Raw genomic sequence first — 10,729 nt, 5'->3', positions numbered from 1 at the left:
CTGTATGTATGATGTATTTCTTATACTCCGTACATCGTCGTGATTCGTTTTTTCACTTCATCATCATGAAACGTCTGGTCGTGCATGATTAACTCCTTCTCAATGACGGCCGGAAGCTGCTCGCGTAACGGCGTCACCAAGTGCCTTTTCAATGTAATTAAAGAATTTCTCGGTTTTTCCGCAAGCTCGCGGGCCAATTCGTGCGCATAGCCTAATACTTCCTGCCGCGGAAGCACCGGAAAAGGCACTCCTCTTTTCTCCAGGTCACCGCCGCGGTAGTGGCCGCCGTTTAACAGCATTTCATGTCCGAGGCTTGTCCCAAGCTTCTTCGGAACGATAAAGGTAGCGCCCATTCCGGGGGTGAAACCGTATTTCATAAAGTTTGCGGTATACACGCTTTCTTTGCTTAAAATGACAAAATCACTGAACAGCCCCATGACAAACCCGCCTCCGATTCCGTGGCCCTGCATGGCGGAAATGACGGGAATATCACATTCCAGCGCCAAAGAGTACATGCGGTCTTCCGTAAATTTCGTGATGCCCTGCTGAATCCTGAGCAAGCCTTCCTGTGTGCCTCCGGAAGCAAAGTAATGGCCGTAGCCTGTTAAAATCACAGCTTTATAGACTGACGATTTTTTTATACGGGTGAAGGCCTCCATCAATCCATCCGTCAGCTCTTTGGAGAAGGCGTTTTTGTGGGCTTTATCCTGCATGGTCACTTGGATAATATCCGGTTCAATTTCGAGCAGTTCAACTGCGGCGTTCGGCATGATATCCTCCTAACTGTTCTCCGTTTCCCAAGGAAGCCGCCCCGTTTCTGCATAACGGATGATGGCTGTTTGGTTATCCGGATCTGAAAACATCGCTTGATTTTCGGCTAAAGCAATGGATTTCGAACGATGAACAAGGTCGTTTAAGGAATCCATGTAATGTTTATAGCGGGTGACTGCTTTTTTCGACAGCGGGCGGAGGCGCAGCAAATGCTTTCTCAGCTCTGTTGCGCTGTCCGGGACGCATACGTCACAAAGTCCCCATTCAAGCGCCTGCCGTGCCGGCACGGGCTTTGTCATAACCGTCATATAATGCGCCTTTTGAAAGCCGATTCTTTGAATTAAAAACGGCAGAACGCAGGCGGGATAAAGCCCGAATAACAGTTCAGATAAACTGAATGAAGCGCTCTCGTCTGCAATGACGATATCGCACGCGGCGGCAAATCCGACACCTCCCGCGTTTGCTTTTCCGCGGACGCGGGCGATTGTGATGTACGGCCCGGATTTTAATGCCAGCCACAAACGGTAAAGCGGCTCCTGGGATTCCGCATGCTGCATACCCTGCCTCATTTTCCCGTACATCTCATCGAAATCCGCCCCGAAACAAAATACCTCCGGCAGCCCTTCAAGCACCACGGAGGTCACGGAGTCTTCACATTCAGAAAGAACATGCAGACATTCCTCCACTAAACGTTCATTAATCGTATTGTTGGCTTCAGGCCGATAAAAGGTGATGAAACAGACATTTTGCTGAAAACGGACGTTTATCGTCTCATAGGTCACGAGATCCACCTGTATTTCCGATGAAATTCTGTGATTTCTTCCAAATATAAACGAGGGCTTCCGGCATGATGGTCTAATATTTTCGGAATCATATTCATATCCAATTTGACATTCCGTGTTCCGAACTTTACCAAACCGCTGCCTTTAAACAGTTCTTCATACTCCTCCATGGACAGCCTGTATCTGTTGTTCAGATGCTCTTCTATTTTGAAAGAATGCTGCCGTGCTTGTCCCTCAGGCGTCACAACGCCGCTGTAAAATTCCGAACAGCATCCCGACCCGTAGGAGAAACAGCCGATCCGCTTAGAAGTGTCGAATGCCCCTTGGTCAATCGTGCTGGCAAGGGCCAATAAAGAGGCTGCCCCCATAATGTTTCCGACTCTTTGGCAGTAGCGGAGCCCCGGTTCCACCCTGGTTTGAAAATCCTGTTCGATCTCAGCGTTTTTCGCTTTTGCAAGCTTGCGCATCATCGTCCGGTGGGCTCCTTTTACCATGCCGCCAAACGGTGTATGGAAAGCAAGATAGTGAAACGTCTCTTTGTAATCAGCGTCCGGCACACGATTTTTGTACTCGCGAAATGTCTGTTCGCAGCAATCGAGATAAGACATCAATGATAAATCGGCATCACCGGCTTCACTGTCAGGGATCGGACGGCATGTATCCATCACCTCATAGCCGTAGTAGCCGTTTGCGCCGGCATCCGCCTGAAATACGATCGGATTTTCACCGATCAATAAGGCAACCGCACCCGCACCGGCGCTCGGTTCTGCGTAAGACCAATCCTCGCTTAGCGCATCGCCGCCTTCGGCAATTAAAAACCGGGAAATATCCGTCGCAACGACAAGCGCTTTCGCTCCTGGGGAGGTCTGTGACAAAATAAAGTTAAGTGCCATCTGCAGGCCCGCCGTTCCTGAATAGCAGGCTTGCTTCAACTCAAATAAACGGCAGTTCCGATTAAGGCCTAAGTAATCATGAATATATGTACTGAGTGATTTTCCGAAGTCAATGCCGGACTCCGAGCAGGTAATCAGCAGCTCGATTCTGTCTCTTTCAGCCTCTGTCAATCGGTCGATAATCGGCTTTGCCGCATTAACGCCGAATGTAACGGGGTCTTCATATGGGAGCGCCACCGCTTTTTCTTTCATCAGTAAATTCTCAAATCTGGCAGGGTCTAAGTTTCTGTACTCCGCCAGCTGCATGACATCAAGGTATGCCGTCCCGCCAAACACATTTATCGCTTCTATTCCGGCAGCAGCCATGAACTTCGCCTCCAATAAGAATTTTGAGCTTCCGATTTTCGCACCGTTTTATCAGACGGCCTGCGCCTTTTCATAAAGCTTTTCTGCCAGTTCGCCGATGTTTGACACTCCTGTCAGCTCAACACGCGGAATCTGCAAAGATAATTCTTCCAGCATCATCGTAATTATTTCAGCGCGATCCACTGAATCCGCCCCAAGATCAACTAAACGGTCTTCATGTGAAAGCTGTTCGCCTTCTAAATCCGGCAAAACCTCGTAAATGGTGTTCTGCAGCAATTCAAAGATTCTTTCTTTACTCATTGTCAGTTCCTCCCTGTTTCATTCTTTTTATGAATATTCGATGTTTTCAATCTATCATTTCGTCTTGTCAACTTTGCAGAAATGAACCTAACTTCTGATTCAAAAGTGAGGCCGTCTCTTCCATAAGACGCAGGCCGATGCCATCGACATGGCGGTTTTTCCATGGTTCCAGCTCCGTACCTTTCACCCATTGATTAAAAGCGCCTAATGCCGGCCCGCAATGAATCTGGTAATCTACCTTGGCATCCGGATCTCCTTTAATCGCTGAAGCAGAGCTTTGCCTGAAATACCATTTGAATATGAGCGCCATTTTCTGTTTCGGATTCCGTTCGGCTTTTGAAATGTCCTCACTCGAATAATGCGCCTTCACCTTTTCATAAATACTGCTTATACTTGCCTTGAAATACTTCTCTTCTATTTGTCTGATTGTCTTTTGATCAATTTCTTCGATTGAGCCGTGGCGCTGATACAGTTCATGCAGCTTAGCGGCGCGGGTCGGAAAGAACAGCCCTTTCTTTAATACCTGCACCTTGCTGCCTGATTCAAACATATCGCCGGCCGGCGCGTAAGCCGTGTCCTGTACATTCATCTGCTGGAGCAGGTCCTTGACGAGACCGCTTGTCGCCGCTTCAATGGTGCATTGGTTAATTGATCCGGTCACTATAAAATCAGCGCCGAGCATAAATGCGGCCATGGCTGCCTCAGGCGTCCCGATTCCCCCTGCGGCTCCGATGCGGACGTTTTTGCCGTATCGATATTGTTTCATCATGTCATCTCTTAAACGGACGATCGCCGGCATGAGGCTGTAAGCAACTCCGCCGTCAGTGTGTCCGCCTGAATCCGCCTCCACGCAGATGTCATGCGCAACGGGTATTTCTCTCATCAGACTTGCTTCTTCAGCGGTAATTTTGTTTTCAGCTGCAAGCTTCTGCAGAATGTGATCAGGCGCCGGGCTGAGAAATGCTTCCGCTACTTCCGGACGGGACAGCTTGGCGATAATCCGCTGCCGCGCTATCACTTGTCCGTCGGCACCTCGCTTTAACCCCTTAGCGCGAAACCTGACTAAAGCGGGAGTAACCGTTAAAAACGCTGATGCTTCCAAATTCTGAACCCCATGCTTCAGTAAAAGATCAATCATTTTTTCTTCTGAATCTGTATGCTTCATATTATGTACAATATTTATGCCGAAGGCGCCGCCGTCACGAAGCTCCTGCTGAATTGACAAAATGGCGTCCTCAACGTGCGCGATGTTCAAACCGCCCGTTCCGAAAAAGCCCATCATTCCTTTTTCGGCCAGTCTGACGACCATTTCCTTCGAAGCGATTCCGCGGTACATGCCGCCGGCCAAGTAGGCGTATTTCAGTTGATAATCACGCTTAAACTCTTCGTTTCCTAAAGATGCCGCCGTAATTGAGCTTTTTTCAGCCGCGGCCGGGACGTTGATTTCCTCTGTTATCGGCTCCGCTTCAGCTGTAATTCTTTGAATCAGCCCGGTCAGCACTTTTCCGGGACCGATTTCCTCAAAGCTCATGTTTTTTCTTCCCATTAAGAAGCGGATGCTGTCTGTCCAGTTCACCGACCCTGTTATTTGCGCTGCAAGTGTCTCTTTCAGCTCTGATTGGTCATAGGGCCTTGCCGTCACATTTGAAATGACCGGAATTGACAGCGGCTTGAAACGGAAAGATTCAATAAACCGGGTAAACTCTTCCTTCGCCTCCAGCATATATCTGGAATGAAAGGCGCCGCTGACATTTAAACGGTGAACCATTTTCACGCCTTTTACAGCTTCAAATACGGATGCGGCCTTTTCAATATCTTCTTTATATCCGGAAATGACAATTTGCTGCGGTGTGTTCATGTTGGCGATATCAATCATATCTAAATGATATTCTCTTAAAACGTCCGTGACCTGCTCATGAGTCAGGCCGATCACCGCCGCCATGCCGCCGCCTTTTGCACGGCTCATCAGTTCGCCCCTTTTTTTGACCAGCTGCAAACCATCTTCAAAATTAAAAGCTCCTGAGGCGTATAACGCGTTATATTCTCCTAAACTGTGACCGGCGGTAAAATCCGGTGTCAAGCCGGTGTCTTCTGTTTTTTTCAAATAACTGAGGGCATTGACGATATAGAGTGCCGGCTGAGTGAATTGAGTCTGATTGAGACGTTCTCCGTCCCTGCACAGCTCCTGAATGGAATATCCGAGAATATGATCGGCCTTTGCGGTTAATTCAGGATAGCGGGCGAACAGGTCCTCTCCCATCCCTATTCTTTGCGAACCTTGGCCGGGAAAAACAAAGCTGATCATCTTACAGTCTCCTTCCGGGCGATGATAAAATGATGTCTTCGATTTGCTGCAAATGTGTTTGTTCTTTATGAAACGGCGTCATAATGGTTCGTATGCGTTCTGCCGACCCTGCGGGAAGGATCTGTTTGGCAAATGCGGCCAATGTGCCGGACGGCCCGGCATCAATATACAAGCCTTTTTCACGGCTTTCTGCGAATTGAAGCGCTTCTCGGAATCGAATCGGCTTTCTGACGATATCCCAGAAAAAGTCTGCTTGAATATCGGTCTCAGCCTCTCCGGTCATACTGGAAATGTACGGTATAAACGGAGTCCGGATTGATTTCCGGGCTAAAAAACGCTTGTACGGCAGCTCCGCCTGATCAACCAGCGCCGAGTGAAATCCGTATGATACCGGCAATAGCTGATGAGGAATCTGCTTTTCTCTCAAATCGTCCATGATTTTTTTGATGTGTGCCCGCTCTCCAGAGATGACAAAGTGAGAATGATAGTTTACAGCTGCCAATTCACTATGTTCGCGCAGCAGCGGATCATCTTGATATAATCTCGGATCACCCAGTACCGCAAGCATGCTGCCGTTACGGCATGTTTCCGTAATGATTTCGGCCTGCTCCAAGACGCAATCTAAAGCATCTTCGGCGCTAAGCACTCCCGACACAGCGGCCGCGGCATATTCTCCGAGGCTCGCTCCGATCACATAATCGGGGCGTATCCCTTTTTGCTCCAAAGCATACGCAAGTGCGTACTCAGCCATAAAAATGGCAGGATGGCTGAAAAGAAGGCGGTCAAATGGATCGGACAGACGATTGGCTGTATGATAAATCTCTTTAACGACAGAAAAACCGAAACGGCTGACAGCAAAATCGTCCAAGTCGAGCATTTTCCGCCGAAAAGCTGCGTTATGTGCAAACAGCTCTTTTCCCATTTGATAGTATTGAGAACCCTGTCCGGAAAACATGAAAACAATTGGCTGGCTCATTTGTTCTCCTTTTTATTGCTTATTTTTTTAAAATATTGATTTATGAGTTTTCGTGATGTCATGTGAAGTGATGTGGCCGTGATGTTGTATGATTGGCAATGTTGTGTGAGATAAGAATTTCGTCTTACAATCCGCTACATGGCGGGTGAAGCTTCAGTTTCTTTTTTGATGCGGTGAATAAGCCCTGTCAGCACATGGCCCGGTCCGACTTCTTCAAATTCCATCGGCCCTTTGTTCAGCAGATAGCGGATGCTGTCGTTCCATCGCACTGAATGGTCGATCTGATCGGCCAGAACGGAGTGGATTCCGTCTTGCTCATAAGGTCTGGCATACACGTTAGAAATGACAGGAATTGATATAGCAGAAAAATGAAATGACTGTAAAAATTTTTCGAACTCTTGTTTTGCTTCGCTCATATATCTCGAGTGAAAAGCACCGCTTACGTTCAGCGGATGAAACAGCGTAACATCTTTTATTCCTTCGAATACGGTTTTGGCTCTTTCAATGTCTTCTTTGCGTCCGGATATGACAACTTGGTGAGGAGAATTCATATTGGCAATGTCAATCGTATGTAACCCGTGCGTTTGAAGGGCGTCTTCCGCTTGAGCCGGAGTTAATCCCATAACGGCGGCCATTTTTCCGTCAGTGGCCATACTCATTAATTCGCCTCTTTTACGGACAAGCTGCAGGCCTGTAATAAAATCAAAAGCGCCTGCGGCAAACAGCGCATTATATTCTCCCAAACTGTGGCCGGCCACATAATCCGGCTTTATGTCATTGTCTTGGATTTTTTTCAAATAGCTTAACGCGTTTACAACATATAAAGCAGGCTGAGTGAACTGCGTCTTGTGAAGGTTGGAATACGGATTCTCAAGACAAAGCCGTTTCATAGAATATCCGAGTGTTTCATCAGCCTGCTCAGTTAAGTCTTTAAATTCGTCAAACAATGAACTTCCCATTCCCTGTTTTTGAGAACCTTGTCCGGGGAATAAGTATGTGATCATTTTCTCAGCCATCCTTTCTCGGATTCAGATAAGAAGCATGTTCAAATTGATAGTAACTTCACAAAAATACCATGTCAAGTTAATTTATCCTATGCGGACTCCTGAAGAATGCCTATTTAACCCTGCCCAGAAGGCGGATTCAGGTCTTTCGGAACTGGCATAAGGCGAATGTCCCGCCCGGCTTTTTTCAGGAAAACTCCCGTCACCCAAGTGATTATTACCAAAAATTAAGCAATAACTATCATTCCATTTCAGTTGTTTCTAGTTCCGAAAGAAAAAGTAGATAAATAGAACTAATTATACGCTACTTAAAATGAAACAGCCCTTTTTGATTTTTTCTGTTGCGAAAATTCACAAAATGTTCTTTCTTGTCAATCTGAAAGTAAATATTGTTTTTCAGAAGACTCTCCATTTTTTGTCCCGGCTTCTCCCCGAAAGAGTGTCCCGGATATACACGCACATACGGCGGAATGGAGGCTTTGATCCGCTGTATACTGTCAAACATATCCTCCGCCGAGCTGCCCCTGTCCTCACATATACCGCAACCCTCTGTAAACACGGTGTCACCGGTAAAAAGATGATCAGAAAGCAAATAGCACATTCCCCCGGCCGTATGTCCCGGGGTCAGTATACTTTTGATGATAAATCCCCCCGCGGCAAAGGTCTGACCGTCTTCAAGCGCTATTAAGTTTCTGCACCGGAATTGATAGAAATCGATTTCAGCCGACGACATGTATATATCAGAATGATAGATTTGCTGAAGCGGCTCCGCCAAGTTTACATGGTCATAATGTGAATGTGTTAATAAAACAGCTGATAAATCAACATCCAACTCATGCAGTTTATCGGTTATTTTGCCGATTTCCCAAGACGGGTCCACCGCTATCGCAGAATTTCTGGCACGGTCTGCGATAATATAACAATAGTTGGACCACATCTGATGATACGTTTTGATTTGATGCACTTCATATGTATGATCCATTGTCACCATTCCCATTTAAAAGATCCGGGCAGACTGCTGCCGCCGCCCAGCTGACTGTAACCACTTTACCAGATGACACCACGTTTTTCCATGGATTTTCCGGTAAAGTTAAAAAACTTTCTGCTCCTGTCAAAAGCACCAGGCTGTGCCCTTTCACAAATTGCTATGCTGATATATAAGGAAATCAGAATATTCATATAGATGAATTCTTTAGGGATATTTATTCATTAAAGCTGAAACATTTATTCGGGTTTCCGGCAGAAGAAAAACGAAAAGTAAGCCAAAACTATAGAACTAGTTATTTAGACCTGATTCTTTTTTATTTCAATTATCAAAATGTTTCAACGTTAATATCAGCATAGTATTCAGTTGGTCTTTAAAGGCAAAAATATCAGATTCTCAAAAACAAAAAAAAGGAACACCAGACTGTTCATCCAGTGTTCCTTTCTTTTCATCTTACACGTTCTACATCACGCGTTTAAACATCTTTTCCATCTCATACGTGCTATGGTGAATAATGATCGGCCGGCCGTGCGGGCATGTGAACGGGTCTGCCGTTCGGCGCAGATCGTCCAAGAGCGCTTTGATTTCATCGTTGCGCAAATGACGGTTCGCTTTGATCGAGCCTTTGCAGCTCATCATTATGGCGGCTTCCTCCCGAAGTTTTTTAATGTCGATCTGTTTGGCGTCAAGCACCTGCTGAATGATTTCTTCAATCAGTTCAGCTTCTTCCCCTTTTGGAAACCAGGCCGGATGGCAGCGGACGATATAGCTGTTAGTGCCGAAAGCTTCTAAAAATACCCCTACACTTTCAAGCTCATGCTGATGCTGTTCAATGATAAGCGCTTCATTTGCCGCATAGTGAAAGGTGAGCGGCACGATCATATCCTGCACTTCAGGCTCAACCTGCCCGACTTTTTCCCGGAAATATTCGTATTTAATCCGCTCTTGGGCCGCATGCTGGTCAATGATATACAGGCCGTTTTCGTTTTGGGCTAAAATATATGTCCCGTGCATTTGGCCGATCGGATACATGACCGGAACTCTTTCTTCCTGTATTTCTTCGGAGACAGCTTCCTCTTCCGGCGCCGGAATATCAGAAACAGGCGCAGCCATTTCCGGCATGCTGGTTTCCGACGGCACTTCATGATCCGCTTCATTTGGGTGAAACTCTTCTTCTGTTACCGGCGCCGGCTCTTTTACGACCGAACTCAGCTTCATCGGCGAGTAAGACGGCTCCGGCGTTTTTTCAGGCAGTTTCCGCTCAGGCTCACTTTCACCGAACGTCATAAATTGCTGTTCATTTTTGATCGGTGCCGGCGCTGATTTTTTCGGAAGCTGGGCGCTTGGAATAAGCCGCTGCTTTTGAAAAACTTCCTTTATGCCGTCACGGATCAGCTCATGCAGTTCCGTCTCTTTGCTGAGGCGGACTTCAAGCTTCGACGGATGGACATTGACATCGACTAAAATCGGATCCATCGTAATTTCGATAAACGTAATCGGATGGCGGCCGATCGGCAGAAGCGTGTGATAGCCCTCATGCACCGCTTTTACAAGCGGGAAATTCTTAATGTATCTTCCGTTAATGACAGATGACATGTAGTTTCTGGATGCACGCGTGATTTCCGGCAGCGCAATGTAGCCCTTGACTTCAAAATCAAGTGAGCTGACATGGAGCGGTATCATTTTTTTCGCAACCGCCGTCCCGTAAATTGCGGCCAGCACATGGCGCACGTCCCCGTTTCCGTTTGTCTGCAGCAGGTTTTTCCCCTGATGGCGGAGGCGGATCGATACTTCCGGATGCGCAAGAGCGATCCGGTTGACGACATCCGTAATATTGCCGAGCTCCGTATGCACGGTTTTCATATATTTTAATCTGGCGGGTGTATTGAAAAACAGGTTAGTGACGATGATCTCCGTCCCTTTTCTGCTGGAAGTTCTCTGTTCAGAAATCATATTCCCGCCCTGAAGAATGAGATGAGTTCCCGCTCCCTCGCCGATGCTCGTTTTGATTTCCAGATGAGAAACAGACGCGATACTTGGCAAAGCTTCTCCGCGGAAACCGAGTGTTCTCACCCGGAACAGGTCATTTTCATCTTTGATTTTACTGGTCGCATGGCGGCGGAAAGCCCGCTTGCAATCCTCGGTTTCCATACCTTCGCCGTTGTCGAGCACCCGAATCGACGAAAGCCCCGCTTCCTCTATATCGATTTCAATGACTGTGCTGTTTGCGTCGATTGCGTTTTCCACCAATTCTTTAACGACAGAGGCGGGCCGTTCCACCACCTCACCGGCCGCTATTTTATTTGAAAGCTCATCTGACAGCTGGATGACTTTTGCCAAGTCCGTC

The 10,729-nt window shown here is 47.1% G+C and carries 9 protein-coding genes; all 9 read right to left on the bottom strand.

Annotated features, from left to right (window positions below):
- Window positions 1-20 precede the first annotated feature (20 nt).
- Window positions 21-770: a polyketide synthase gene (locus MHH91_RS09065; protein WP_013352334.1), complete on the bottom strand. Its 750-nt coding sequence runs from the start codon at window positions 768-770 to the stop codon at window positions 21-23.
- Between the two features lie 9 nt (window positions 771-779).
- Window positions 780-1,553: an enoyl-CoA hydratase/isomerase gene (locus tag MHH91_RS09060; protein ID WP_013352333.1), complete on the bottom strand. Its 774-nt coding sequence runs from the start codon at window positions 1,551-1,553 to the stop codon at window positions 780-782.
- Window positions 1,550-2,812 carry a hydroxymethylglutaryl-CoA synthase family protein gene (locus tag MHH91_RS09055; RefSeq protein ID WP_013352332.1) on the bottom strand — a complete coding sequence of 421 codons (1,263 nt, stop codon included), beginning with the start codon at window positions 2,810-2,812 and terminating at the stop codon, window positions 1,550-1,552. Before MHH91_RS09055 ends, MHH91_RS09060 begins: the two co-directional genes overlap by 4 nt.
- A gap of 51 nt (window positions 2,813-2,863) precedes the next feature.
- A complete protein-coding gene (locus MHH91_RS09050) occupies window positions 2,864-3,112 on the bottom strand; it encodes an acyl carrier protein (protein ID WP_013352331.1) in 249 nt (82 codons plus the stop codon).
- 67 nt (window positions 3,113-3,179) lie between these two features.
- Window positions 3,180-5,417, bottom strand: a complete 2,238-nt coding sequence (gene fabD / locus MHH91_RS09045; RefSeq protein ID WP_014471838.1) for an ACP S-malonyltransferase — start codon at window positions 5,415-5,417, stop codon at window positions 3,180-3,182.
- Window position 5,418: 1 nt separating this feature from the next.
- Window positions 5,419-6,393, bottom strand: a complete 975-nt coding sequence (locus tag MHH91_RS09040) for an acyltransferase domain-containing protein (protein WP_013352329.1) — start codon at window positions 6,391-6,393, stop codon at window positions 5,419-5,421.
- 134 nt (window positions 6,394-6,527) lie between these two features.
- The gene (fabD, locus tag MHH91_RS09035) at window positions 6,528-7,397 is read right to left on the bottom strand and encodes an ACP S-malonyltransferase (protein WP_013352328.1); all 870 of its coding nucleotides are present in this window, start codon (window positions 7,395-7,397) and stop codon (window positions 6,528-6,530) included.
- A 304-nt stretch (window positions 7,398-7,701) separates the two neighbouring features.
- Window positions 7,702-8,379 (bottom strand): MBL fold metallo-hydrolase, encoded by a 678-nt coding sequence (locus MHH91_RS09030; protein ID WP_013352327.1) that lies wholly within the window; start codon window positions 8,377-8,379, stop codon window positions 7,702-7,704.
- 465 nt (window positions 8,380-8,844) lie between these two features.
- Window positions 8,845-10,722 carry a DNA mismatch repair endonuclease MutL gene (gene mutL, locus MHH91_RS09025; protein WP_013352326.1) on the bottom strand — a complete coding sequence of 626 codons (1,878 nt, stop codon included), beginning with the start codon at window positions 10,720-10,722 and terminating at the stop codon, window positions 8,845-8,847.
- Window positions 10,723-10,729: the final 7 nt, after the last annotated feature.

The sequence above is a fragment of the Bacillus sp. FSL K6-2819 genome, from assembly GCF_038008305.1.
GTDB classification, from domain to species: domain Bacteria; phylum Bacillota; class Bacilli; order Bacillales; family Bacillaceae; genus Bacillus; species Bacillus amyloliquefaciens.
This window is presented reverse-complemented; position numbering and strand designations above follow the sequence as displayed.